Source organism: Lysinibacillus sp. NPDC093210, from assembly GCF_044753985.1.
Lineage (GTDB): Bacteria > Bacillota > Bacilli > Bacillales_A > Planococcaceae > Lysinibacillus.
The window spans coordinates 35,656-59,296 of record NZ_JBIVOE010000014.1 but is presented as its reverse complement, the minus strand read 5'-3'; the positions used below and the strand labels follow the sequence as shown (position 1 = coordinate 59,296).

Here is a 23,641-nt window from a genome sequence, read left to right as displayed (position 1 = left end):
ACATTATTTATAGGAAATGACATGAATAAACGCCTCGCCGATGCGGTATGCATCGACGAGATGAATAAAGCTATAAGGTTTGTTTAATAAATCATTTCACAATAAAAGTATTTACAACAGTTAATAATTCATCTGATAAATCTGTTAATACTTGTGCTTCTTCTGAAACTCTTTGCACTGTGTTGAGCTGAGTAGCAGATGTTTCAGCTACTGTGCTAGTATTGTTTCTTGAATTTTCAGAGAATTGTTCCATATCTTGAACGGCTGATGTAACCTCTTCCATACCAGCTGCCATTTCCTCAATAGTTGCCGATAATTCTTGAATCTGACCAGTAACATGATGTATTGAAGTTAAAATTTGGCCAAATGATTTTTCGGAATCATTGATCATTATTAAACCATTGTCCACTTCCTCTACCGCATGTATCATGACATTTACAGATTCATTAGTGTCATGTTGAATACGTGAGATTAGCGTAGAAATTTCTCTTGCTGATGCCTCTGATTGCTCTGCCAGCTTGCGCACCTCATCAGCGACTACAGCAAAACCACTTCCTGCTTCACCTGCACGAGCAGCCTCTATCGCAGCATTTAATGCAAGTAAATTTGTTTGGGAAGCGATACCTGTAATAATACCAACGATTTCTTGGATTTTATTTGAGTGTTCACCGAGCATTTTGACAGAAGATGCCGATTGATTTACAGCTTTACTAATTGCATTCATTTGAGCGACAGATTTGTTCGTTGAATCATTGCCTTTTTCCGCTTCCTCAGATGCAAGAATAGAGGACTCAGAAATCTGATTAGATGTCATGGCAATACGTTGAATACCAATGCTCATTTCCTCAATCGTAATTGAACTTTCTTTCGCCTTTTGAACTTGTAAATCCGCTACACTTGCTATTTCTTGCATCGATGAAGCCACACTATTATAAGAATCCGTTGCTTCCTGCATATTACTTGATAAAACTTGTGCAGTATTTGAAACACGTGAAGAAACATTTGTTGCACTTTGAATGACTGTTCGTAAACTTCCAATCATTACATTAAAATTATTTGTTAGTACGCCAATTTCATCATTTGATTGAATAGGTAAAGCTTCTAGCTCCAAGTTACCTTCAGCAACTTTTTTAGATTGTAAGGATAGCTGTTGGATAGGGGTTAGTTTCTTTTTTAATAGTGAGTAAACGACGATGGAAGACCCAATAAGGAATAAAACAGTAATTAACAGAACCCACATTGCTTCAGAAAGTGCTTTAGCAGTTACCATCGATACATCGTAGTCAATGGCATACGCAGCTAGCATTGAACCATCATCATCTAATATCGGAGTAAGTCCTGTTTTATAGCTTCCAAACTCATCTTTATAGATCTCTGTAGCAGTTGCCTCTTTTGTTTCAAAAACTTCTTTTATTCTTGCGAGGAAATCTGGAGAGAGACCCATGGCAATCATATCTTGGTTATATTCTGCACCAACTTCAAGAACACTTGAGGATAGAACCGGCGCATTAATATTTTCACCATCTACTGTAATAAGAAAGAGATTGGTAATAATATCTGATTTATCATTGATGGCATCCATTTCTTCTGTTAAACGAACGACATCATTGTTATTAGCATTTGGTTGTTGCAGTGCAGATTTCAATGCTTTTTGATCTATTGTCTTTGATAAAATCATGCCTTTATCATAGAGGGATTCATCCATATCTTTTAAGTTACTGTTTTTCACTATATAATAGGAAAATCCCATAGTAACTAGTCCAAATAGCAATAAAATACTAACCATTGTGAAGGTTAATTTCTTGCTTATTGACATTTGCTGCTTCTTACTTTTCTTCATACTCTTCCTCCTAAAATTGTAAAAAACATATTTCAAGTGAAAAAGGGACGGCCGATAATGTGAAAGCCAAATGTAATGGGAATAGTACAATGTTACAATTGACCGTCATGATAATTTCATATAGTGAAGTACGTTCCTATACTTTTTATCATTATTTCATTGTTAGTAAAATAATCCATTCATCCCCTAACCATAAACAACTATACTGCCAAAAAATACGATTCACAACCCAAAAATCCTACTATTTCAACTATGAAATTTCGAAGTGTGAAATAAAAATATAGTGTTTTTATAACAAAGAATAACGGAGTGCTGGCATATTATTAATAGAAATTGTGCTAATAATAGTATAATTTGTTTCTAGTAACCAACTTTTAAAATTACTGATTGTTATTTTAGACAAATATTATTACAAATGTTTGAAAAAAGTTGTGTATACTTTGTGTAAAGAAAATAAAAAAGGCTTTCCACTTGTTCATAACTGAACTTATGGAAAGCTTTTTTTATTATCTCGGGTTACCAAAGATGCCAGGTAAAATGTTGGGAAGGCCTGGAGGCAGTATGGGAGGGAGACCAGGTAATTGACCACCTGGGTATTGTCCACCAGGGTATGGCATAGGCGGGAATGGTTGTGGGTATGGATATGGTTGAGGTGGATATGGTTGTGGCGGATAAGGACGTGGCGGATATGGCTGTGGTGGGTACGGTTGAGGTGGATATGGAGGTGGATATGGTTGCGGATATGGAGGTGGATATGAGCCGCCCCCTGGAGGGAAACCTGTCCCTGCTACTGTAATTTGGCTAACATCAACCGTTATTAATTGACCAGAATCTAATTGAATTTCGGCTGTTCTTCCATCTTTTCCAAATGTTCGAATCAATGTGCCAGAATATGTGCCAGTAGGGAGCGTAACCCATATTCTCATACCAGGTCGGAACTGTTGATTAAAATCTTCCGGAGCTAATCTAGGATTGACCAATGAAACACACCTTTCTTCATTTTTCTTATCTAACATATGTCCCGTCATGTATTTGTCATAGGCAAATGGCTCAATATAAAAACAAGGAAAGGTTAATAAATTTAAAATTGTTATAAAATATAACGATTTTCATTATAATAGAAAGAAAAGACTTAAAGGGTGTTTCGATATGGCTATTATAAAAATTAAGAAAATAAAGGTACAAAACTTAAGGAATGTACGAAATGGTGAGCTGAAATTAGCAGTGGATTTTGCTTCGCTTATGAAAGCGAATGTTGTTGGTGTGTATGGACAAAATGGTTCTGGGAAAACGACGATTGTTGATGCATTTAGCTTATTAAAGACGATTATTTCTGGTTGGATTGCTGAAGTGAAATTACCGTCACAAGACAAGCGTTTAATCATGGCAGGAGAAAACACTGCTAATATTGATTTTGAATTTCTAGTGGACAACCAATTCGGTACATTTTTTGTGAACTATTATGTAACATTACGTGAGGATGAAAAACGGCTATATATTATTGCAGAGCGTCTCACATATAGAGAAGATGAAAAAGGAAAACGATCAAAAGTTTTAGTAAGTGTCACAGAAGATGACGTTCAAATTCGAAAAAGCTTTTTACGAGATATGAATGAAAAAATGCGTATTAAAACGCTCGTTATTCAACAACTAACGCGAAAACAATATATGTCATTTATCTTCCATAAAGATTTAAAGCCATTGCTACAAGAAAAGCTAACAGAATTAGAAATGCAGTTGCTTCATAATTTAGCAATTGATTTTAATCAAGACTTACATGTTATCAACAATCAAAATATCGCGCCTTTATTTGAAGAGCGCATTATGCCCTTTAGTATCCATCTTGAAAAAACGCGTGGCTCCATTTCCTATGATTTGAAAGGACCGGCATTACTGCCAAAGAATGCTTTCAATGTATTATGTGAAGTGATTGAGCAAAGCAATCAAGTATTATCAACTATTATTCCTGGACTTACTATTAAAATTCATGTCATTACAGAGCAATTATTAGATAATGGTGAAAAGGGAGTGCGATTTGAGTTTCTATCGCAACGAGGTGATCGTGAACTACCATTGCGAACAGAATCAGAAGGAATTTTGAAAATTATCTCTGTGCTTAGTGTACTGATAGCTGTTTACAATAATCCAACTGCTTGTGTCGTGATCGATGAATTAGATTCTGGCGTTTTTGAATATTTGTTAGGTGAGTTGTTAACAGTGATTGATGAGGGCGGAAAAGGGCAGCTTATTTTTACGTCCCATAATTTACGTGTGTTAGAGGTGCTTGCCATTAAAAACTTATGGTTTACAACAACGAATGAGAATTACCGATATATGCAGCTAAAAGGTATTAAAGAGGTCAATAATGCACGAGATGTCTATTTACGTGCTATACAGCTAGGTGGACAGGATGAAGAGGTTTATAAAGAAACGAAAACGTTCAAGATTAAACGTGCTTTTAGAAAAGCTGGTGTGCAACATGACTAAAAAAGTGCTTTTAGTGATTGTAGAAGGACAAACAGAGCAAATAATTTTAGAGGATTTTTTGGATGAGCATTTTGCCGAATCGACCATCCGCTTTGATGTGCAACGTGAAGATATTTTGACGAAGTGGGATGCGAAAAAGCGAATCCCCAATATTAAAAATAGTGTCAGCCGAGTAATTCATAACTATCTAGAAAAGTATAAGTTTTTAGCGAAAGATTTATCAGCAGTCATTCATATTACTGATGCAGATGGTTGTTTTATCGCTCCAGAGTTTGTCAAAATCAATGCAGATATTGAACAAAATCTATATTATACTGAGGGCGCCATTTTTGTAAAAACAGAGAAACGTAAAGAGCAAATTGAACAGCGAAATGAAATGAAAGCTAATAACGTTAAGACTTTGCTTGCAAATGACCATTTTAGTATTGATCGATTAAAAGTACCTTATCAGCTGTTTTATTTTGCTACAAATTTAGAGCATGTATTATGGAATGAGCGCAATGAGGTTGCAACGGAAAAAATGCTGAAAGCAGATGAATTTATGGAAAACTTATCAGGCTCTATTAAAGAGTATCTTTTAGAATTCCTGCATGTAGATCCGTCACTACCTTACCGAGAAAAAATGAAAGAAAGCTGGTCTTACTTAACAAAGGGATGTAATTCTTTGCAACGCAGTACGAATGTGCCATTGTTATTTGACATGATTACGTCTAATCCGCAGAAATAAAGAATACACAAACTTCTCATAAAAGTTGGGATTTTGTCTACAGTATTTTTGTATATGAATACCATTGATTTCCGTTACGGGCTGACGCTTTTCGCGGGCACGACGTAAGCCGCAACCCTTGCTACGCGTGGTAAGTTTCGTCTTGCATTTTGTGCTGTTCTAGAGGAGTCGTCCACCTTTCACTCCATCAACTGAATAAAAAAGCTCCGAGTTTTGCTTCTTGATGCCTTATGTATACAATCCGAAACCTCTCATTAAATGGAGAGGTTTTTTCAATGGTATAAAAATTTTATATAATGTGTAACAAATATTGGATACCGACGACTTATTTAGGAATGTAGAAAGCGGGGTGAAGTTTTGCATAAAAAGGAATTACAGATTGAGCAGCTATACGATGCCTATCATCGTGATGTCTATCATTTTGCGCTTTATTATACAAATAGCAAACAAGAGGCTGAGGATATTACGCAAGAAACCTTTTTTAAAGTACTTAAACAATTGCACCACTTAAATGATAAAGAGAAGGTTAAGACGTGGATTTTAACGATTGCACGAAATACAGCAGTAGATATACATAGAAAACAAAAAATTAAGCGTTTATTAATGGAGAAACTTAATAAACAGCCTATTTTAAAAGAAGTAACAGAGCCTCTGGAGATTGTTGAACAAAACGAGCAATGGCAGATTGTACAGCAAGCATTAATGACATTAAAGTCACATGATCGAACAATTATTATTTGTCGCATGTTAAAGGACTACACGATTCAAGAAACAGCAGCTATTCTTGGAATTTCAGAAGTGAAGGTACGTGTTGACTTTCATCGTGCAATGACAAGACTTCGTAAAAAAGTAGGGAGGAGAAACTGATGGAGGACCGTGAGTTATTTGAAACATTAAAAAATCATCCCAATATTGAGCCAGATCAAGCATTTTTAAATAAGTTGCGTCAAAACTTACAAAACAATCAAGGATTAAAATCAAAAAGGATAACTGTTGCAACAATTCTTACAATTCCAATGACAATAGCGGTTTTCGTATTTTTACTTATGATTACTACAGGTCAATCTTTAGAAATCAAGAGTGCGGCAGCGCCTATTATCAGTCAAGAGAAGAAGCTGCTTTTTACTGGAGGTTTATGTGTAATACTCTCCCTGCTAATATTCATCATTTTTGTGTTTAGCAAGGGTTATACAAAAGGGAAACTTATCTATCTGGCATTTGCTCTGTCACTAGCTGTATGGCTAGGGAACTTAATGTACGCCAATTGGCTGCGTGTAGCTGAACCGATTGTACCGTTTCAAAGTGGAATTTCTGAATCTAGTGCTAGCAGATTTTTAGATGGAGACAGTGAGGTATTACTAAGCTTTTTAAATAAGGACGTTAAACAATTGCAGGAGGGGAATGTTGATGAAAGATCCTTACGGTAATTTATTTAGTGCATTATGTTGGATTTTTTTAGACATGAAATTTTTTGGACTACCTGACATTTTACCGGATTTTATTGGCTATATGTTTTTTGCTTATGGCATTTATTTATTGCCAACTTCTCATCAATTAAAGCGCTGGACCAAAAATTTTGCCATTGTTTTAATTGTATTCTCCTTTTTAGTGGAGCTCGACCAATGGACTGAGACGGAACTGCTAGGGCAAATAGGTGTACAGTTGATGCAATTTTTATTGATTCTTTTTATGTATTTTCTATTTCAATTATTATTGCACATTCATGAAAATAAAGCATTAGAGGCTAAAACATTTAAAACGTATCAAATATATATGGGGCTTATGCTATGCGCGTTTGTCATTCAAGCATTTGCAATCAATGTAGATGTAAGCATGCAAGATAAGGTTCTTACTATAAGTGCAATTCTACAGGTTATAGCTTTTCTTAATTTTAATTTTTATTGCCGTTCTGGTACTAAATACTTTAAAAGCAAACAACAAGGAAATGTCCAATCACAATCACTATAAAAAGTAATGAATTCAGAGTGGAGATAAATCGTTGATTTCCGTTCCAGGCGCTCCCTTTCCGCAGGAGTGTTGCGCCTAACATGGTAAAAATTCTAGAGGTAAAAATAAAACTACCTCGCATTCCAAAGTCATCTGCTAATGGGACTGCCCTAATAAAAAATTTTACAATCAATGCAATTTTATGGAGACAACTTAATGCTTTTACCTCAGTTAATTGGAGAGAAAAGCGTCCGCACATAGAGAAAATCACCGGCAGAAATCCTCTATAATTATTTGTACTAAAAATTGGTTGCACTCCAGATGTGATTGCTTCAAGGTGACATGTTTTCTTATTTTATATCATAAGCTTTATGGCTATGGTTTCATTACGTAAAAAGGAGGCAAATCGCATTCAAATACATGTTGTACGAGCAGGAGAGTCCTTATATGGAATTGCAAATGCGTATGGCACGACGGTTCAAAGTATAGTAGATGCCAATCAAATTCCAGAGCCTAATCGATTAGTTGTTGGCCAAGCACTTGTGATTCCAATCGTCGGTAGCTTTTATTATGTACAGCCTGGGGATAGTTTATGGTCGATTGGGCAACGCTTTGGGATTAATTATTTAACACTTGCACAGGTCAATGGCATACATCCAAACCAGACTTTATCAGTTGGTTTGCGTCTTTATATTCCACCAGCACCGAAAACTAGAGCGGAAACATTGGCATATTTAGAGCCAAGAGGAACAGCCGTTAGTGAAGCATTATTAAATTCAGCCCGAGAAGCAGCACCTTATTTAACTTACCTTGCCTTATTTAGCTATGAAGCACGGAGAGACGGGACATTGAAGCAACCTCCAAGAAACGGTGTGTCTGAAATTGCGAAAGACTCAGGAGCAGCTGTTGCAATGGTTGTATCGAATTTGGAGAACTTTCAATTTAGTGGCGACCTTGCAAGGGATATTTTCCAGAGCACCGCAGTGCAAGATTTACTTTTTGACAATATTCTTATAGAAGCAAAGCGTGTAGAAAGCATAAAAGATATCCATTTTGATTTCGAAAATTTACCACCCGATCAGCGAGAAGCATATAACAATTTTTTAAGAAGAGCAGTGGCGCGGTTCCATGCAGAAGGGTATACGGTATCAACAGCACTTGCGCCAAAAACAAGTGCCAATCAAAAAGGGCCATGGATTGAAGCACATGATTATAAAGCCCATGGGGAGATTGTGGACTTCGTATTACTGATGACTTATGAATGGGGCTATTCTGCTGGACCCCCTATGGCTGTTTCGCCAATTCGCGAAGTTGAGGCGGTTGTCAAATATGCTGTATCAGAAATACCACCAAGTAAAATATTGCTTGGACAAAATTTATATGGCTATGATTGGACACTGCCGTTTGTACAAGGAGGTCCATATGCAGAGGCCGTAAGTCCGCAAAGGGCTATTGAGATTGCAAAAAAATATAATGCAGCTATCCAATATGATTGGAATGCACAAGCCCCTTTCTTTGAATATTATGATGAGCAAGGAAGAGCGCATATAGTCTGGTTTGAAGATGCACGGTCGATTCAAGCGAAATTCAATTTAATTAAGCAGTACAAGCTTAGAGGTATAGGCTACTGGAAGCTTGGGTTACCGTTCCCGCAAAATTGGTTATTGATAGACTCAAATTTTAATGTGGTGAAGAAATGACAATGATAGGGATAATGGTATACCCAATCTATTTTCTTCTTATTGGAAATAATCTGTAAATACTATTTCCTATTTTGGGAATATAATATATAATTATGTAAATTGTATTTTAGGAGGGATATTTTGGGTAAATTTAAAAAATTGGGGATTATCCTAACATCTACTGCATTTTCTGTCGGAGTACTTTCTCCAATGGCACAAGCTTCTGCTAATGTTAAGGATTCTCCAGAGAGAATAGAGATTCAAGTAGCCTCAACAGAAACAAAGGTAACAAAAAGTACACTTATTAAAAAATTACGTGAGCTTTTCCCAGAAAAGTTCAATTTTTTAACAGATAATGATTTCTATACGGGGCGAGGACATTACTATAACGATGATAAAACGATCCGTTATGATCTGAGCTTCCAAAAAACAGTAAATGGTAAAGATGTGTATGGTAGTATTACTTTTATGGGTGATGATTTAGAGCTAGAAAGTTTCTATTACCAGCCTGCAAATGTTGCAGACGCGCTGTATCCTGCTAAATATTCAAAGGAAGATGCACAAAAAATTGCACAGGATTTCTTGAAAAAATTCCCGAATACAGCAAACTACAAATTGCAAGAAAATGATTTTGATTATGGATTTAATTACACGCGACCATTATCAGAGCCAATTAGTTATGCATTCTCATATGCACCGACACATAACGGTGTAACACTTAGTAACCACGCTATTTCTATTGGTGTGCTTGCTAATGGTGAAGTTGTAAACGTATATCGCAATTCAAATGTATCTAAAAAGGCAACATTCGATGGTTTAGAACAGAAAAAGAGTGAGGCAGATGTACTTGCACAAATCCGTGATAACTTTGCTGTAGAGTTACGCTATTATTTAGACTATAACTATCCATCTGATAAGCGTGAAGTGAAGCTAGTGTATATGCCAACATCAAGCTTCTATGGTGTACATGCATTAACAGGACAATGGCAAACAGCAAATGGCTTCGTGGCACAAGCACCAAGCGTAAAAGGTGTTGAAAAGCTATCTTCAGAACAACTTAATCCGAGAAAACCTGGTATGACGGTTGAAGAAGTAGAAGAATTTGCAAAATCCTTCTTAAAAGTGGACCCTGATAAGGCAAAGCTACAAATTGATATGGTTGATGAAAGAGAAAATGAAAATGGTGAAACACTTTACTCTGTAAATTACATGTATATGTATGAGAATGGTGGTTCAGGTGCTTCATTTGAAATTAATAAGGCAACTGGTGAAATTACACAATACTATGACATCAGTAGAGATTTCATGCTGACAGATAAAAAAGCAGAAAAGATTACGAAAGATGCTGCGTTGGCGAAGGCTATTGACTACTTAAAAGAGTGGGCTCCGTCCTATATCCATAACTATGCAAAACCGTTAGATGATTATGGATATGATAATTATAGCAACCAATATGGCTTCTCATTCCCGCGTGTTGTAAACGGGATTCCTGTTGTTGGTGATGAAATTTATGTGAGCGTCGGTACTGACGGTTCATTACGTGGATTAAACATTAATCAACAAAAAATTGATAACTGGCCATCTGTAAGTAAGGTAGTCTCAGCTGATAAGGCAAAGGAAACATTTAGCAATGCGTTAAAGCTGAAGTTACAATACACTAAACAGGATAAAGAAGATAGTAATCATTATGATTTAGTGTATGCACCGTCATATGAGGGCAGCATATATAATCAAATTGATGCACTAACAGGCAAATGGGTAAGTAGTGTTGATGATTCAAATAATAAACCGCAAATTTCTCACCCAACAGCTGCAGAGGAATTAAACTACTTATTAGCACAAAATGTGTTGGAAGTGAAAGATCCAGCAAACTTTAATGCTGATACTGCAGTGACGAAGGGTGAAGCGTTAAAAATTATTCTTAAATCTTTGACATATGGCTATTATGGATATGGAAATGAAGAAGAATCATATCAATCGTTTAATAATATTGACCCTAAACATCCGTTATATGCAATAGTTGAACAAGCAGTAAGAATGGGCGTTTTACAACCAGCAGATGAATTTGCTGTTGATGCGACATTGACTCGTCAAGAGCTTGCAGAATGGTTTATTCGTGTACTACGTTTAGAAAGTGCTGCAAAGCATAACGATATTTACAAGTTGAACTTTGCTGATGCTAGTACTATTGATCCGGCATTTGCAGGTTACGTAGCATTAGCAAGTGCAATGGGCTTAATCGATGCACAACAAAACAACTTTAATGCAACTGAAAAAGTAAGTTATGCAGATTTAGCTGTTTCAACACTTCGTTTGGCTCGTGCCATTCATGAAAATAATACTGGGCGCAATTACTTCTATTAATTTGATTTGATTGATGGTCCTTCATCTATAAGAAGATGATAGAAAAGGATATCTCCTGATTTTAGGAGATATCCTTTTTGCGTTTACTTAGTATGTTTTTAGGGAAGAATAATGACAGAAAAGGAGTGGGAAAATGATGCGTAATTATAAAATGTTATTAGTATTCTCATTAGTAGCTGGATTACTTTATGGCTGTAATAAGGATGAGGTAAAGGACGTACCTACGAATGCTCCAACAGGGGAAAACACTAATCAACAGGCTGGTGAAAATGTAACAGATCAAGTGCCCTTTAACTTTATAGAATTTTCATTGGACGTCGATTATTCAGCAACAGAATCTTATGAGGTTGAATATGAGAACAAGAAGAACGGTATAGAGGCTAAATTGGAAGATGACCGTAATAATGAAAAAATTCAAGGTGATGAGGCTTATACGAAGTTAGAACCTTTATTTAAGCAACTAACTTTCGATTCTACAACATCGAATGATGAAGTTATTGAGCAAGTCATTAAAGTGTTTAATATTACAGATGACTATCAATCGATTGAGGTAGAAGTAGAGTTTGCTGATGGAACAGAAAAAGAATTTAAACGAATGAAATAATAGAAGCACCCTGTACACTAATTTGTATAGGGGCTTTTAGCTTTTGAAAAAATTTTTTTATTTAAATTAAATTAGATAAAAATGATTGCTGTTAGGGAATATCTGTGATATTATTATCTCGAATTAAAGATATTTAATTTCGAGGTAAATGGAAAGAGGGTATCTTATGAAGGAAGAAAATCGGTGTTTAAAAGCTTTTACGATTATGTTCCGTGCTTATCAATCGATTCAGGATGCGACCAAAAAAGATTTGCTTCAATATGATTTAAACCAGACTGAGTTTGGGGTATTAGATTTTTTATACCACCACGGTGAACAGCCAATTCAAGTAATTGGCAAGAAAATACTAATTGCAAGTAGTAGTATTACGTATGTTATTGATAAGCTGGAGCAAAAGAGTTTCGTTTGTCGACGTGCTTGTCCTAAAGATCGACGTGTTACTTATGCATTGTTAACAGATGAAGGACAGGTCTTAATGGATAGAATTTTCCCACTCCATGAACAAAAGATCAATGAAATTTTTGAAGTATTAGACCAACAGGAGTTGGAAACAATGAATGTAGCTTTGAAAAAGGTCGGTCTTAATGCCATTAATAAATAAAATTTTTTTAAACATATATCTCGAATTCGAGATAAGTAGGAGGAACTTAATATGAATCATTTAAAAGGAATTCACCATGTAACTGCTATAACAAGTAGCGCAGAAGAAAATTATAAATTTTTCACGTATGTACTAGGCATGCGTTTAGTTAAAAAAACAGTAAATCAGGACGATATTCAAACATATCACTTATTTTTTGCAGATGACAAGGGTAGTGCTGGAACAGATATGACATTCTTTGACTTCCCAAACATACCAAAAGGTGTACATGGAACAAATGAAATCTCAAAAACATCATTCCGAGTGCCAACAGATGCAGCATTAGCTTACTGGGTAAAACGATTTGAGCGCTTAAATGTCAAACATACAGGCATAAAAGAACAATTCGGCAAGCAAACATTATCATTTGTTGATTTTGACGATCAGCAATATCAACTAATTTCTGATGAAAACAACAAGGGAGTTGCTACAGGTACACCTTGGCAAGATGGTCCTATCCCACTCGAATACGCTATTACAGGATTAGGTCCGATATTTGTGCGTGTAGCGAATTTTGATTATTTCAAAGAAATGCTAGAAAAAGTAATGCTCTTCATAGAAATTGCAGCTGAAGGAGACTTCCACTTATTTGAGGTCGGAGAGGGAGGCAACGGTGCACAAATTGTTGTGGAATATAACACAATCCTGCCAGCAGCTCGTCAAGGTTTTGGTACTGTGCATCATGCTGCATTTCGCGTAGCAGATCGTGCTGTTTTAAATGAATGGACAGAACGATTAGAAGGCTTTGGTTTCAATACGTCTGGTTATGTTAACCGTCACTTCTTTGAATCGCTATATGCACGTGTAGCACCCCAAATCTTATTTGAATGGGCGACAGACGGCCCTGGTTTTATGGGTGATGAGCCCTATGAAACATTGGGGGAAAAACTATCATTACCGCCTTTCTTAGAGCCTAAGCGTGCACAAATTGAAGGACTTGTTCGTCCAATTGATACTGTAAGAAGTACAGTTTCATTTGAAAAAGAATATGAGTAAGGTGTCATTAGTAATTAATGAACACAATTCTACTAAAGCATAATGGATGAATGGAGTACGTCAAAATGGAATTTACAAAGTTAATTGATAAACGTCGATCGGCAAATAATTTTATAGACGGTGTTGTAATGACGGAGGAGGATATCCGACCGATTTTAGAGGACGTCAAGCTTGCACCTTCAGCATTCAACTTGCAACATACAGAATATATTGTTGTGTTAGATCAAGAATTGAAAGAGAGAGTTCGCGAGGCTGCGTATGGACAATATAAAGTACATTCAGCTTCCGGTGTTATTTTAGTACTAGGCGATAAGGAAGCATACAAGCAAACGGCTCACATTAGTCAAGGTATGGTTGATTTAGGTATTATTACAAACTTTGAGCTTGAAGGTCTTATTGATGATAATGCGAAGTTTTACGAAGAACGTGGTGAGGAGTTTATGAAGGAGGACGCGATTCGTAACGCATCACTTTCAGCTATGCTCTTTATGTTAGCAGCAAAAAATCGAGGCTGGGATACATGTCCAATGATTGGCTTTGATCAACAACAAATGCGCGCATTATTCAATGTACCCGCAACACATGAGATTGTCTTGATGATGACAATTGGCAAGGAAAAGGAAAGTAGTCACCGCTTACGTGGGTATCGTAAACCAGTTGAAGAATTTGCAACCTATTATTAGGGCGGTATAAAATAAAATTGCTTAACAAATATTAATGACAGTAACCATTTAGGAGGAAACAACATGAAAGTAGTAGCAATCGTAGGTAGTATCCGTAAAGAATCTTATAATATGCAATTAGCAAAATTTATACAAAAACGTTATACAGAAAAGCTTGAGCTAGAAGTATTAAGCTTACGTGATTTACCAATGTATGATCAAGATATCGAAAATGATGCACCACAAACAGTATTAGATTTTAAAGCAAAAGTAAAAGCAGCTGACGCGGTACTTTGGTTAACACCAGAATATAACGGAACTGTGCCAGGTGTTATGGTGAACGCTATTGACTGGCTATCTCGTGTAGACAAAGTAATGGTTGGCAAACCATCCTTCATGATGGGTGCATCAATGGGGAATTTAGGTACTGTTAAAGCACAATTACATTTACGTGATATTTTATTCTCACCTGGAATTAATTCTCCATTACTTAGCGGTAATGATGTATATATCGGTGCTGTACACACAAAATTCGATGCTGAAGGCAATTTAACAGATGAAGGTACTGTGAAATTCCTTGATACAGTAATTGAAAACTTCTTAGACTGGGTTAAAAAATATATTTAATAATAAAAAATGCCAATAAGTATACGACATACTTATTGGCATTTTTTTGAAATGGAGGTTGGAGGTTGATTTCCGTTGCGGACGGACGCTTTCTGCGGGAGTCGCCGCCCTTCACTCGAATCAACTAGGTATAATAATTGTTTGAGTGCCTGTCACCTCGCTTAGATTTCTAGCATAATAGCAGCTCCTCAATCGTAAAAATCCACTACGCTTTCCGCGTGCACGTTGTAAGCCACAACCGTCGCTGTCACGTCGCCTGTTGTGTCTTACATTGCGTGCATTCACGCAGGAGTCTACGTGGGTTTTTACTTAGTTATAAACATCTTACAGTTTTCAGAATTGTGTGGGTGCCTGGCACCTCTTTTTATGGAAATCATGCTAATCCTAATTGCTACATAAATAATTACAACATGATGATGAAAATTAATGAGCGAGAAGTTTTTATTTTATAATATTTGTAAAAGTATCGTTCTTCTGCATAAAATCTTCACACTTACACGATATCATTTTGAAATATAGGTGGTTAAGGCATGAAAAAACTTTCATTGAAGCTTGGAATAATCTTTTTTATTACATTGTTTTGTATAGAAACATTTATGATGTTTTTTTTACATGTTTCTTTGACTAACTCGCGTGTTGAAGAAGAATTAACAAACTTACAGACAACTGGAAATTCACATCGAACTATATTAGAGCAAAATTTCCATGAGGAGACGCTATCACATATATTATTAATGGAATCAAGAGAAAATACAGACGTTGTTATCACAGATAAGGCTGGAACAATTTTAGCCGCTTCATCTTCTCACCCTGAAATACATGCTTATTTAAAGAAGCTTAAGGGTAGAGTGCCTTATAGTGGGCAGGTATTGGAGAAAAATTGGCAGGATGAAAAATATATTGCAACAATTAGTCCTATCCTAAAACAACAAAAGACCATTGGCTATGTGTTTATGTTTCAAAACACAGATTCCATTCATGCGTTAATGGAACGATTAAACAAACATTTTTTAATTGTCGGCCTTGTTTCAGGATTGGTGACGATTGCCGTCATTATTGTGTTATCTCGAAAATTAGCCCAACCATTAATGGCTATGAAGGAAGCGACGTTGAAAATGAATAAAGGAGATTTTACTGTTGCCCTTTCGACTAATGGCAAAGATGAATTAAGCGATCTTGCGAATGCTATTCAACAGTTATCTGATGATTTAAATCATTTAAGAGAGGAAAGAAAGGAATTTTTAGCAAGTATCGCTCATGAGCTAAGAACACCCATTACCTTTATAAAAGGCTATACTGATATTCTTTACAAGCGAGATTTAACGGAGCAGGATCGCCAAAAATATTTAGGTATTATTATGGAAGAAACGAATCGACTCTCAACGTTAATTAAAGACTTATTTGATTTAGCAAAAATGGATGAGAACGCGTTTGTAATTAACAAAGAATGTCTTCATTTGGATGAATTAGTGGCAAGTATAGAGGTAAAGCTAAGACCTGCTTTTCAGGAAAAACAGATTCACTTTTTTGTTGAATGTGAAGAGGGATTAATATTAAGGGCAGATTCAGTAAGGCTAGAACAAATTATGTTGAATCTGCTAAATAATGCTTTGTCTTATTGTTCCTCAGGTGATTCAACTTTCTTAATAGTAAAAAGGCAGAATAACTTAATAAAAATCATTGTTAAAGATACTGGGAAGGGGATTCCAAAGAAGGAATTACCTTATATTTTTGAACGCTTTTATAGGGTTGAAAAATCTCGAGCGCGTGCACATGGCGGTTTGGGATTAGGTCTTGCTATTGTTAAAGAGCTTGTCCAAGCACACGGAGGAGAAGTAACCGTTGTTAGTGAAGAAAACAAAGGGACTACTTTTGAATTATTATTTAAGGGGTAGGAACGAATGAAAACATTATTATTAATTGACGATGAACCAAGAATGTTAGAGTTACTAACTCTTTATTTAGAACCTTCTTTTTATTGCAGAGCTATATCATCAGTTAGAGATGCTTTAGACTATTTAGAAGAAAATCATGTAGATTTAGTATTGTTGGATATTATGATGCCAGATATGGATGGTTGGCAAGCTTGTCAGGAAATAAGAAAGTATTGGGATGTACCAGTCATTATGCTAACAGCAAAAGCGGAACAGACGGATATTATAAGAGGCTTAAATTTGGGAGCAGACGACTACATTTTAAAGCCTTTCGACGAGGAAGAGTTATTAGCACGTATACATGCTGTTTTAAGAAGAACAAAAACTGAGGAAACAGTAGTTTTTTTTGAGGGGCTACGATTAAATAAAGACTCCGTTGAATTGTCTTTTCAACAAGAGGTTATTCTTTTAACGCCGAAAGAATTTTCGATGTTAGTGTTATTTCTTGAATATCAAAATAAAGTGTTTTCAAGAGAACATTTAATAAATACAGTTTGGGGCTATAACGTAACAATTGAAGATCGAACAATTGATTCGCATGTTCGCAATTTACGGGAAAAACTGCGGAAATGTGGCTTTCCTGTAGACGATTATTTACAGACAGTATGGGGAATCGGCTATAAATGGCATAAGATAGCTGACAAAAAGTAATAGACAAATAATTAGTAACAACCTCTGAAGGAATAAATCTCAGAGGTTGTTTCGTTATTATTTTGACGCTAGTTCGCCTTCTGTAACCCATTTATGATTTTTCATTTCTTCCCCAGTTGTTGTTAAAGGGAAATCAATCATATAAACAGTCGTTTGTACTGCTTCATCAATGCGAACAGTAGCATTTTCCATGCCTTTCATATGGGTTGCTGTTGTTTTGACTTCAGTACCAGGAGACAACGGGGCAGCACCTGGATCAATTAATTCCTCATGTATTACCCATTTATGATTTTCTATTTTCTTTCCACCGGTAGTCGGTTCATAGGAAATAATATAGGCAGTTGTATCATATGCCCCAACAATCGTTGCCTCTGCTCCTGCCATCCCTGACATATGTCCCTCGGTAATAATAGCAGTACTCCCTACTGGGAATTTAGGATTTTTCGCAATTTTTAAAGTAGATGGAACTTCACTAGAGCTTGAATGATTCATCTCTTCACCATGGTCTGCTTCTGCACTATGATCTATTGCTTCACTATTAGTAGGCTCCGACTTCGCTGTATCGTCAGAGCAAGCTGATAATATTAGTAAAGCCGTTACTGTCATTAAACCTAGGAACCAGTTTCTTTTTAATACCATATGCATTTCCTCCTTAATATTTATTGTTTTAATGTAACAAGTAAATGTGCAGAAATTATGGATTAGGTTTTGTACAAAAATCCATTTATATGAAGTTGAAAAGAGGAAAGATTGATTCCTAGATGAAAGGAGCTATAGACTCGGATAATTATGTATGATAGAATCGTCATAATTTTAAAATTTCAGAAACTAATGGTGTGACGCTTGTTAACGAGTGCCACTTAAAAGGGAAGTCGGTGTAAGTCCGACGCTGTCCCGCAACTGTAACGAGGAGTTCTATGATGTAGTAGCCACTGTTTTTAGAATGGGAAGGCAATTATAGTAACGTTGAATCGAAGCCAGGAGACCTGCCAATTAGTTCATACCTGTAATGCCCACGAGGATGCAAGCAATTACGGACAATTGATGGATACTTCTCCAACTTTGTTTAACCTAGGGTATTTCTATGCATTCGTGCGTAGAATACCCTTTTTTATTGCTTCGTATTTATCAAGATTGATAAGGAGTTAATAAGCAAATGAATAAAAAATTTATGTTATTTTCATTGACCCTTCTTTTAGTACTGATTGCTTCAATGACAGTTGCTATAATGATTGGCTCAGTGTCAATTACACCACTACATGTATGGAAGGTTATTTTCTCGAAAATTCCTATTTTCTCAAATACGATAGAGCCTGATTGGAGCCGCTCACAGGAAATCATTATATGGCAAATACGTGTCCCACGTGTCATGCTTGCAGCTATTGTTGGAGCAGGATTAGCCATTGCTGGTGCAGCTGTGCAAGCACTTGTCCGTAATTCAATTGCAGATCCATATATTTTAGGTATTTCTTCAGGTGCGACAGTTGGTGCCACGGCTGTCATCATTTTAGGGGCTTTTTCATTTTTAGGTATCTATGCCCTTTCAGTAGCTGCTTTTCTAGGCTCCTTTATAGCAATTGTGTTGGTATTTTTCTTGTCACGTGTAGGGGGGCGTATTTCTATTTTCCGTTTGCTGCTAGCAGGAATGGCGGTATCGTTTATCTTATCTGCTACTTCAAATTTTATGTTAATGATGTCTAAGGAAGAGGGCGGTATAAAAGCCGTTATGTATTGGATGCTCGGAAGTCTTGCGGGTGCAAAATGGAGTAATTTATTCATTCCAGCTATTATTTTTTTCATCGTTTTTAGTTTGCTATGGTTATATTATCGAAATTTAAATTTATTATTACTTGGGGAAGAAGCAGCGGTCACATTAGGTGTTAATCTTCAACAGTTTCGAATTCAATTGATACTACTCGTATCTTTACTAACGGGTGTGCTTGTTGCAGTAAGTGGCTCCATTGGGTTTGTTGGTTTAATAATTCCACATATCGTGCGATTAATAGTGGGGTCTAATTATAAATATGTTATCCCTATTAGCGCATTATTAGGAGGGATTTTCTTAGTGTGGGCTGATGCGATTGCACGCGTGATAATAGCTCCAGAAGAAATGCCAATTGGAATCATTACTGCCTTTTGTGGCGGACCATTTTTCATTTGGCTACTACGCCGTAACAATTATTCATTTGGTGAAGGAGATTAAAGGCTATGACATTAGAGGCGAAGCATGTATCATTCTCCATTCATGATCAGCGCATATTAAAAGAAGTAAGCATTCAAATAAAGGAAAAGCAATTTGTCGGTTTAATTGGTCCTAATGGTAGTGGAAAGTCTACACTATTGAAAAATATGTATCGGTTATTAAAGCCCGAAAGTGGAACTGTATTATTGAATGAGGAAGATATTCTTAAGCAATCAAGTAGAGCAATTGCCAAAAATTTAGCCGTTGTTAGTCAGGAAACACCTGTGTTATTCGATTTTAAAGTGAAAGATTTGGTGAGCATGGGAAGAACGCCACATAAGAAGCTTTTTGAAATGGATGATAAGGAAGACTTTAAAATTGTGAAAGAGGCATTGTCTCAAACAGGTATTGCCCATTTAGAAACGCGCAGCTTTAGTTCCCTTTCTGGAGGAGAAAAAAAGAGAGTGATGGTTGCACGTGCACTAGCACAACAAGCGCAAGTGCTTATTTTAGATGAGCCTACTAATCATTTAGACATCCAGCATCAATTACAATTAATGGACTTAATTCAAACATTGCATTTGACTGTTGTCGCTGCCTTACATGATTTGAATATGGCTGCTATGTACTGTGACCAAATCTATGTTTTACAACAAGGTAGTATTGTTCATTATGGTACACCAGAAGAAGTGTTAACGCCTCAACTACTTCGAGATGTTTTTGGAGTTTACGCCGATATTCAAACACATCCCCTGACAGGCAAGCCTTATTTAACATATGTATCTGAACAATTCACAAAAACTACATAAGTGCCAGTCACTCAAACAATTCTGAAACAATTTGCATATAGCACTGCAAGTAGGGTATTTATAAATAACCAAGTAAAAATCCACGCAGACTCCTGCGGGAACGCACGTAACGTAAGACGTAACAAACGGCGCGTAGCGACGGTTGCGGCTTACAACGTGCCCGCGGAAAGCGAAGTGGATTTTTGCGATATTGGAAGTCTGATGCTTTTGTTAGGGTCTATGCTAAGTGCCAGTCACTCGAACAATTCGGAAGATTTTTGCTATTTGGATTTTGCATAGTTGTGAGATATTCGGGGAACGTTACTTTTGAAAGGATGCGTGACGAATATGGAAGAGATTAAATTTGCACAATTAGATCACACACAGCTTGAAAAAATTAATGAGCTAGAAAAGAAAATTGGTGTTACTTTAGTTGCTTATGATGCAGCGGCAACACCAAATCAAGGTTCAGGTTCATACGACACTGATCATGGCACAAATCAAAACCATCCATCTTAAATTATGAAAACGCCTTGCAGCAATGTAAGGTTTTTTCATTTTATAATCGAGCAAAAGGAGCTGTATACATGTTTCAGGACTATTATACGGATTTACATATTCATATTGGACGAACAATGAGTGGGCGAGCAGTTAAGATTACGGGAAGTAAAACTTTAACATTATCTCGAATTTTAGAGATGGCTAGTGCAAAAAAAGGGCTTGATATAATCGGCATTATTGATTGTCATTCGCCAGAAGTACTTGCTGAAATGGAGATGATGATAAATCGAGGTGAACTAGAAGAATTATCAGAAGGGGGCCTGAGGTTTCAAAAAACTACGCTTATTCCAGGCTCGGAAATTGAAATTTATGATAGCAACTGTCATGGTCCAATTCATGTGCTAGCTTATTTTCCTACTATCGCAGTGATGGAGGATTTTTCGAATTGGATGAGAGGCTATATGAAAAACATTCATTTAAGTTCACAGCGTATTTATTGTGATGGACAAGCGCTACAACAAAAAGTTCGAGAATTAGGGGGTCTTTTTATTCCAGCGCATGTTTTTACACCATTTAAAAGTTTATTTGGAAGAGGCGTTCACCACAGTTTAACGGAAGTGTTTGATCCGCAGCTTATAGATGCTATAGAACTTGGTTTAAGCTCTGATACCAATATGGTAAAAAATATACGAGAAATTCAGCGTTATACATTTGTAACTAATTCTGATGCCCATTCACTTGGCAAAATTGCACGTGAATATCAAAAGCTACGACTAAAGGCAGCAAATTTTGCGGAATTAAAGATGGCACTCCATGAACAGGAAGGGCGAGGCGTAATAGCTAATTATGGGTTAAACCCATTGCTTGGCAAATATCATCAAACAGTATGCGCTAAATGTGGTGAGCAGTTAAACGATGTGGATACGATTTGCAGGTCGTGTGGAAGTTCACAAATCGTTAAAGGCGTTGCGACTCGAATTAAGGAACTATCTGATTTGAAAAGTGCTGAACGTGAGAGACCACCGTATATTCATCAAGTACCACTTGATTTTATACCAGGTTTAGGTCCAAAAATGATGGAAAGATTACTTCACGCATTTGGAACTGAAATGACAATTTTACATCGTATTTCAACGGAGCAGCTTGCGGAAATTGTGCCACTTAAAATAGCAAGGATGATTGATTTAGCTAGAACAGGACAATTAAATATTGCAGTTGGTGGAGGAGGTGTCTACGGAAAGGTCCAGCCTGAATAGGGGAAATAAATAAGTGTATATAGGGCAATTTCAGGTATTTACTATTAATGTTCCCATTTTTATCCTCAATCTAGTAAACTAGAAATTATTAGACGTGCAGGAGGAGTGGGAATATGCAATTTTCAAAGAAATTTCGTTTTTTAGCTGCAAGTGTACTAGCTTTACAGTTAATAGTTCCTGTAGGAGCAAATGCAGCGAATAAGCAAGATGACATTGCGCCAAGCTGGGTCGTACAAGCTGATTATGTGGCACTAGGTGATTCATTGGCACATGGCATGAATGAGGTTGGAGCCATTGGTCTTGGTTATACAGATTTTGTTGCACAGGCATTGCAACAAGCGGGTTTGTTAACATCTTATAATAAAGGCTTTGCGTATTCAGGCTATACAACGAAAAATGTGTTGGAAGACTTACAAGGTGACGTAGAAAAACCTGTGACTGGATTTGGTTATACTAATGATCGTGCAAAGCTTAGAGCTTCAATTCAGGAAGCAGAGCTGATTACATTAACTGCTGGTGCAAATGATTTATTACCCATTTTAAAAGAAGCGACAACAACTGGTATAGATACTGCGACCATTTTAAAGACATCGCAAGAAGCTATAAATAATATAGCCGCAATTTTAGCCGAAATTAAAAAACTGAATCCGCAAGTGCAAATTTATGTTATGGGCTACTATAATTCTTTCCCTTATTATAGTGAAGAGTTGCAGACACAATTTAAAATGCTATTAGGTGTTATGAATGTTTCTATTAAAACAACCGCTGAAAAAGCAGGTGCAATATTTGTACCGACTTTCGACGTTGTGGCTAAAGATGTGCCAACTTATTTACCAAATCCAGAAAACATTCATTTAAGTGAAGCAGGCTATCTAGCTGTGGCAAATCAAGCATTTTTACCAATTATACAAGCAAGCCCATTATGGGATGCATCTTCTGCAATCCAAGTCAATGTTGAAAGTAGTACAGCGGCAAAGGTAAATTGGCAAGCAGCAACAGATAATGAGGGTGTTACGAAATACAATGTTTATGTAAATAATAAGCTCTACTCTACAGTTAAAGCTGATCAAATGACGATATCGCTCGATAGTTTAACAGAAAATACTGCTTATACAGTTGCTATAAAAGCGTTAGATGCAGCTGGTAATGAAAGTGTTCAAAGTCCAACTGCAACATTTACAACAGGTAGTAAAGTACAATTTCTAGATATAAAAAATCATTGGGCAACGGAGTTTATTCAAAAAGCAGCGGAAACAGGCATTTTGAAGGGCTATGAGGATGGAACATTTAGGCCCGAACAAAATATAACACGTGCTCAAGCTGCGGCTATGCTTGTGAGAAGCTTAAGTTTAACAACGAAAGACAAAGCTCCATTCACTGATATTGCAAGCTACGATGCAGAAACACAAGCAGAAATTGCAGCAGCTTACGCACATGGACTTGTTAAAGGGTCTGATGGCAAATTTAATCCGAGTCAGCCTATTACACGTGCACAATTAGCACTAATGATTAACCGCGCATATAATAAGCAGCTCAATCAAGCATATGCTGCGAAAGGTCGTACACCATTTACAGATATAGATAGCTATAATGATGAGACGAAAAATGCTATAACAATGCTCTATGAGCTTGGGATTGTAATAGGGAGTGAAGGAAGATTTTCTCCAGAGGCACCAACAAAGCGTAGTCATGCAGCTAAAATCTTTGTGAACTTTAGTGATCTATTGAAATAATCAACAGTAGAGAGTTAGTG

Annotated in this window: 22 protein-coding genes and 1 riboswitch; of the genes, 19 read left to right on the top strand and 3 right to left on the bottom strand. The window is 36.5% G+C overall.

Features of this window, described 5'->3' with window-relative positions; translation table 11 throughout:
- Window positions 1-91: 91 nt before the first annotated feature.
- Both ACIP9C_RS22080 and ACIP9C_RS22075 read right to left on the bottom strand, forming a co-directional pair.
- A complete protein-coding gene (locus tag ACIP9C_RS22080) occupies window positions 92-1,840 on the bottom strand; it encodes a methyl-accepting chemotaxis protein (protein WP_401014716.1) in 1,749 nt (582 codons plus the stop codon).
- A 506-nt stretch (window positions 1,841-2,346) separates the two neighbouring features.
- Window positions 2,347-2,820: a hypothetical protein gene (locus ACIP9C_RS22075; RefSeq protein ID WP_401014713.1), complete on the bottom strand. Its 474-nt coding sequence runs from the start codon at window positions 2,818-2,820 to the stop codon at window positions 2,347-2,349.
- 169 nt (window positions 2,821-2,989) lie between these two features.
- On the opposite strand from ACIP9C_RS22075, the gene ACIP9C_RS22070 reads away from it, so the two are divergent.
- The 14 genes from ACIP9C_RS22070 (at window position 2,990) to ACIP9C_RS22005 (ending at window position 17,161) form a co-directional block, all read left to right on the top strand.
- On the top strand, window positions 2,990-4,327 hold the full coding sequence (locus tag ACIP9C_RS22070) for an AAA family ATPase (RefSeq protein ID WP_401014710.1): 1,338 nt from the start codon (window positions 2,990-2,992) through the stop codon (window positions 4,325-4,327).
- Window positions 4,320-5,054: a hypothetical protein gene (locus ACIP9C_RS22065; protein ID WP_401014707.1), complete on the top strand. Its 735-nt coding sequence runs from the start codon at window positions 4,320-4,322 to the stop codon at window positions 5,052-5,054. Before ACIP9C_RS22070 ends, ACIP9C_RS22065 begins: the two co-directional genes overlap by 8 nt.
- 357 nt (window positions 5,055-5,411) lie before the next feature.
- The gene (locus tag ACIP9C_RS22060) at window positions 5,412-5,921 is read left to right on the top strand and encodes an RNA polymerase sigma factor (RefSeq protein WP_401014704.1); all 510 of its coding nucleotides are present in this window, start codon (window positions 5,412-5,414) and stop codon (window positions 5,919-5,921) included.
- Window positions 5,921-6,481 (top strand): hypothetical protein, encoded by a 561-nt coding sequence (locus ACIP9C_RS22055; protein WP_401014701.1) that lies wholly within the window; start codon window positions 5,921-5,923, stop codon window positions 6,479-6,481. The genes ACIP9C_RS22060 and ACIP9C_RS22055 overlap by 1 nt, the downstream gene beginning before the upstream one ends.
- Window positions 6,462-7,022 carry a hypothetical protein gene (locus ACIP9C_RS22050; RefSeq protein WP_401014698.1) on the top strand — a complete coding sequence of 187 codons (561 nt, stop codon included), beginning with the start codon at window positions 6,462-6,464 and terminating at the stop codon, window positions 7,020-7,022. Before ACIP9C_RS22055 ends, ACIP9C_RS22050 begins: the two co-directional genes overlap by 20 nt.
- Before the next feature lie 389 nt (window positions 7,023-7,411).
- Window positions 7,412-8,701, top strand: a complete 1,290-nt coding sequence (locus ACIP9C_RS22045) for a LysM peptidoglycan-binding domain-containing protein (RefSeq protein ID WP_401014787.1) — start codon at window positions 7,412-7,414, stop codon at window positions 8,699-8,701.
- 123 nt (window positions 8,702-8,824) lie between these two features.
- Window positions 8,825-11,047, top strand: coding sequence for a YcdB/YcdC domain-containing protein (locus tag ACIP9C_RS22040; RefSeq protein WP_401014695.1), 2,223 nt, complete (start codon window positions 8,825-8,827; stop codon window positions 11,045-11,047).
- A gap of 133 nt (window positions 11,048-11,180) precedes the next feature.
- The gene (locus ACIP9C_RS22035) at window positions 11,181-11,651 is read left to right on the top strand and encodes a YusW family protein (protein WP_401014692.1); all 471 of its coding nucleotides are present in this window, start codon (window positions 11,181-11,183) and stop codon (window positions 11,649-11,651) included.
- Window positions 11,652-11,817: 166 nt separating this feature from the next.
- On the top strand, window positions 11,818-12,252 hold the full coding sequence (locus ACIP9C_RS22030; RefSeq protein WP_401014689.1) for a MarR family winged helix-turn-helix transcriptional regulator: 435 nt from the start codon (window positions 11,818-11,820) through the stop codon (window positions 12,250-12,252).
- Between the two features lie 51 nt (window positions 12,253-12,303).
- Window positions 12,304-13,287: a ring-cleaving dioxygenase gene (locus ACIP9C_RS22025; RefSeq protein WP_401014686.1), complete on the top strand. Its 984-nt coding sequence runs from the start codon at window positions 12,304-12,306 to the stop codon at window positions 13,285-13,287.
- Window positions 13,288-13,352: 65 nt separating this feature from the next.
- The gene (locus tag ACIP9C_RS22020; RefSeq protein WP_401014683.1) at window positions 13,353-13,970 is read left to right on the top strand and encodes a nitroreductase family protein; all 618 of its coding nucleotides are present in this window, start codon (window positions 13,353-13,355) and stop codon (window positions 13,968-13,970) included.
- Window positions 13,971-14,033: 63 nt separating this feature from the next.
- Window positions 14,034-14,576 (top strand): NADPH-dependent FMN reductase, encoded by a 543-nt coding sequence (locus tag ACIP9C_RS22015; RefSeq protein ID WP_401014680.1) that lies wholly within the window; start codon window positions 14,034-14,036, stop codon window positions 14,574-14,576.
- A gap of 530 nt (window positions 14,577-15,106) precedes the next feature.
- The gene (locus ACIP9C_RS22010) at window positions 15,107-16,471 is read left to right on the top strand and encodes a sensor histidine kinase (protein WP_401014677.1); all 1,365 of its coding nucleotides are present in this window, start codon (window positions 15,107-15,109) and stop codon (window positions 16,469-16,471) included.
- Window positions 16,472-16,477: 6 nt separating this feature from the next.
- The gene (locus ACIP9C_RS22005; RefSeq protein WP_401014673.1) at window positions 16,478-17,161 is read left to right on the top strand and encodes a response regulator transcription factor; all 684 of its coding nucleotides are present in this window, start codon (window positions 16,478-16,480) and stop codon (window positions 17,159-17,161) included.
- 57 nt (window positions 17,162-17,218) lie between these two features.
- Here the strand turns inward: ACIP9C_RS22005 and ACIP9C_RS22000 are convergent, their stop codons facing one another.
- Window positions 17,219-17,800 carry a YdhK family protein gene (locus tag ACIP9C_RS22000; protein WP_401014670.1) on the bottom strand — a complete coding sequence of 194 codons (582 nt, stop codon included), beginning with the start codon at window positions 17,798-17,800 and terminating at the stop codon, window positions 17,219-17,221.
- 176 nt (window positions 17,801-17,976) lie between these two features.
- A riboswitch (cobalamin riboswitch) is annotated at window positions 17,977-18,169 on the top strand.
- A gap of 148 nt (window positions 18,170-18,317) precedes the next feature.
- Between ACIP9C_RS22000 and ACIP9C_RS21995 the strand changes: the two genes are divergently transcribed.
- The 5 genes from ACIP9C_RS21995 (at window position 18,318) to ACIP9C_RS21975 (ending at window position 23,621) form a co-directional block, all read left to right on the top strand.
- A complete protein-coding gene (locus tag ACIP9C_RS21995; protein ID WP_401014667.1) occupies window positions 18,318-19,364 on the top strand; it encodes a FecCD family ABC transporter permease in 1,047 nt (348 codons plus the stop codon).
- Window positions 19,365-19,369: 5 nt separating this feature from the next.
- Complete coding sequence (locus ACIP9C_RS21990) at window positions 19,370-20,152, top strand: heme ABC transporter ATP-binding protein (protein WP_401014665.1); 783 nt, start codon at window positions 19,370-19,372, stop codon at window positions 20,150-20,152.
- 327 nt (window positions 20,153-20,479) lie between these two features.
- Complete coding sequence (locus tag ACIP9C_RS21985; protein WP_401014662.1) at window positions 20,480-20,650, top strand: hypothetical protein; 171 nt, start codon at window positions 20,480-20,482, stop codon at window positions 20,648-20,650.
- A 68-nt stretch (window positions 20,651-20,718) separates the two neighbouring features.
- Window positions 20,719-21,888, top strand: a complete 1,170-nt coding sequence (locus ACIP9C_RS21980) for an endonuclease Q family protein (protein WP_401014659.1) — start codon at window positions 20,719-20,721, stop codon at window positions 21,886-21,888.
- A gap of 113 nt (window positions 21,889-22,001) precedes the next feature.
- Complete coding sequence (locus tag ACIP9C_RS21975; RefSeq protein WP_401014656.1) at window positions 22,002-23,621, top strand: S-layer homology domain-containing protein; 1,620 nt, start codon at window positions 22,002-22,004, stop codon at window positions 23,619-23,621.
- Window positions 23,622-23,641: the final 20 nt, after the last annotated feature.

What these genes read in the sequence shown, in the direction of transcription:
- ACIP9C_RS22080 (WP_401014716.1), bottom strand. Translation starts at nt 1,840, where the DNA reads ATGAAGAAAAGTAAGAAGCAGCAAATGTCAATAAGCAAGAAATTAACC.
- ACIP9C_RS22070 (WP_401014710.1), top strand. Translation starts at nt 2,990, where the DNA reads ATGGCTATTATAAAAATTAAGAAAATAAAGGTACAAAACTTAAGGAAT.
- ACIP9C_RS22065 (WP_401014707.1), top strand. Translation starts at nt 4,320, where the DNA reads ATGACTAAAAAAGTGCTTTTAGTGATTGTAGAAGGACAAACAGAGCAA.
- ACIP9C_RS22055 (WP_401014701.1), top strand. Translation starts at nt 5,921, where the DNA reads ATGGAGGACCGTGAGTTATTTGAAACATTAAAAAATCATCCCAATATT.
- ACIP9C_RS22050 (WP_401014698.1), top strand. Translation starts at nt 6,462, where the DNA reads ATGAAAGATCCTTACGGTAATTTATTTAGTGCATTATGTTGGATTTTT.
- ACIP9C_RS22035 (WP_401014692.1), top strand. Translation starts at nt 11,181, where the DNA reads ATGATGCGTAATTATAAAATGTTATTAGTATTCTCATTAGTAGCTGGA.
- ACIP9C_RS22030 (WP_401014689.1), top strand. Translation starts at nt 11,818, where the DNA reads ATGAAGGAAGAAAATCGGTGTTTAAAAGCTTTTACGATTATGTTCCGT.
- ACIP9C_RS22025 (WP_401014686.1), top strand. Translation starts at nt 12,304, where the DNA reads ATGAATCATTTAAAAGGAATTCACCATGTAACTGCTATAACAAGTAGC.
- ACIP9C_RS22020 (WP_401014683.1), top strand. Translation starts at nt 13,353, where the DNA reads ATGGAATTTACAAAGTTAATTGATAAACGTCGATCGGCAAATAATTTT.
- ACIP9C_RS22015 (WP_401014680.1), top strand. Translation starts at nt 14,034, where the DNA reads ATGAAAGTAGTAGCAATCGTAGGTAGTATCCGTAAAGAATCTTATAAT.
- ACIP9C_RS22010 (WP_401014677.1), top strand. Translation starts at nt 15,107, where the DNA reads ATGAAAAAACTTTCATTGAAGCTTGGAATAATCTTTTTTATTACATTG.
- ACIP9C_RS22005 (WP_401014673.1), top strand. Translation starts at nt 16,478, where the DNA reads ATGAAAACATTATTATTAATTGACGATGAACCAAGAATGTTAGAGTTA.
- ACIP9C_RS22000 (WP_401014670.1), bottom strand. Translation starts at nt 17,800, where the DNA reads ATGGTATTAAAAAGAAACTGGTTCCTAGGTTTAATGACAGTAACGGCT.
- ACIP9C_RS21995 (WP_401014667.1), top strand. Translation starts at nt 18,318, where the DNA reads ATGAATAAAAAATTTATGTTATTTTCATTGACCCTTCTTTTAGTACTG.
- ACIP9C_RS21990 (WP_401014665.1), top strand. Translation starts at nt 19,370, where the DNA reads ATGACATTAGAGGCGAAGCATGTATCATTCTCCATTCATGATCAGCGC.
- ACIP9C_RS21985 (WP_401014662.1), top strand. Translation starts at nt 20,480, where the DNA reads ATGGAAGAGATTAAATTTGCACAATTAGATCACACACAGCTTGAAAAA.
- ACIP9C_RS21980 (WP_401014659.1), top strand. Translation starts at nt 20,719, where the DNA reads ATGTTTCAGGACTATTATACGGATTTACATATTCATATTGGACGAACA.
- ACIP9C_RS21975 (WP_401014656.1), top strand. Translation starts at nt 22,002, where the DNA reads ATGCAATTTTCAAAGAAATTTCGTTTTTTAGCTGCAAGTGTACTAGCT.